Here is a 1,397-nt window from a genome sequence, read left to right as displayed (position 1 = left end):
CGCCGGGTCATGTATGGATGCCCCCGTTCATGCAAGCAGTTCTTCGAGCAGTTTTGAACGTGTGATCGGGTGCGGTCATGTATCAGGCCTGTTGTGCGGCTCGAGTACGACCGCTGGCCGGTATGGAGCTACGCGGACCTGGTGCAAAATCAGCTCTACGAGCTCGTGGCTCACTGACCCGGATGCATTCCCAGACCCACTCTCACCGATCTTCGTCCTTACCGTTCGCTGACCTCCTCACACGCCGACGATCCGTCCTGACTTCAGCTCAGCCATCTTACGCTGCTGCCAGAGCGGAATCCTTGTAATCTTCGTTCTTGGTCATCATTGCCCAGACGGATCGAGCCATTTTGTTGGCGAGGGCGATTGCAACGAGCATACGAGGTTTGCGCGCTAGCATCCGTGCCAGCCACGAGTGCTCGGGTGGAGCTTTCCGACATGCCCATCGAATGACGGTCATCGCGCCGATGATAAGAAGCCGACGGATGTCGCGTTGTCCCATCTTCGACGTTCGGCCGAGCACCTGCTTCCCTCCGCTCGAATGCTGTTTTGGCACCAAGCCGAGCCAGGCCGCAAAATCTCGTCCCCTTCTGAAGGTCACCATGGTGGGCGCGAAAGCCTCTACTGCCATTGCCGTAATCGGCCCCATTCCGGGCATGGACATAAGGCGGGCGGTGCTCTGCGAACGCTTCGCTTCCGATCTGAGCGCCTTTTCCAGCGACGCGATCCGAGAAGAGAGCACCCCTATCTGCTCCAGATACAGTCGAGCGGTCTCCACAACGATAAGATCGAGGCCCGTGTCGTGATCCTCAACAATCTCCGCCAGCAACGCCAGGCTCGCAATTCCCTGCGGTGCAATGACGCCATGCTCGGCCAGATGCGCGCGAAGGGCATTGATAAGCTGCGTTCGCTGACGGACGAAGAGGTCTCGCGTCCGGAAAAGCATGGAGCAGGCTTGCTGGGATTCAGTCTTTGGAACGACGAACCGCATCGACGGCCGGGTCGCTGCTTCAACGATCGCTTCTGCATCGGCCGCATCATTCTTCTGCCGTTTGACAAAGGGCTTAACGTAGGCCGGCGGGATCAAGCGAACATCATGACCAAGTTTGCCGATCTCACGCGCCCAGTAATGCGCGGTGGCGCAGGCCTCCATCGCGACGATGCATTTGGGCAGTTCAGTAAAGAAGGTGACGACTTGGCCTCGAGACAGTTTCCTGCGCAAGACCACACTCCCATCGCTTCTGGCTGCATGAACCTGAAACACCCGCTTTGCAAGGTCCAGGCCAACGATGCTAACTTCCTTCATGGATGCTCTCTCCTCTAGTGACGTTCTGGCGAACATCACTCTGGCACATTGCGATGCCGTCGGGAGGGGGCATCCACTCCATCAGCTCTCA

The 1,397-nt window shown here is 58.3% G+C and carries 1 protein-coding gene; it reads right to left on the bottom strand.

Annotation, left to right across the window (positions count from 1 at the left end):
• Nucleotides 1-277: 277 nt before the first annotated feature.
• Nucleotides 278-1,306: an IS110 family RNA-guided transposase gene (locus tag CRO48_RS31520; RefSeq protein WP_097143562.1), complete on the bottom strand. Its 1,029-nt coding sequence runs from the start codon at nt 1,304-1,306 to the stop codon at nt 278-280.
• Nucleotides 1,307-1,397: the final 91 nt, after the last annotated feature.

This window comes from Rhizobium subbaraonis (assembly GCF_900220975.1).
Lineage (GTDB): Bacteria > Pseudomonadota > Alphaproteobacteria > Rhizobiales > Rhizobiaceae > Mycoplana > Mycoplana subbaraonis.
This window is presented reverse-complemented; position numbering and strand designations above follow the sequence as displayed.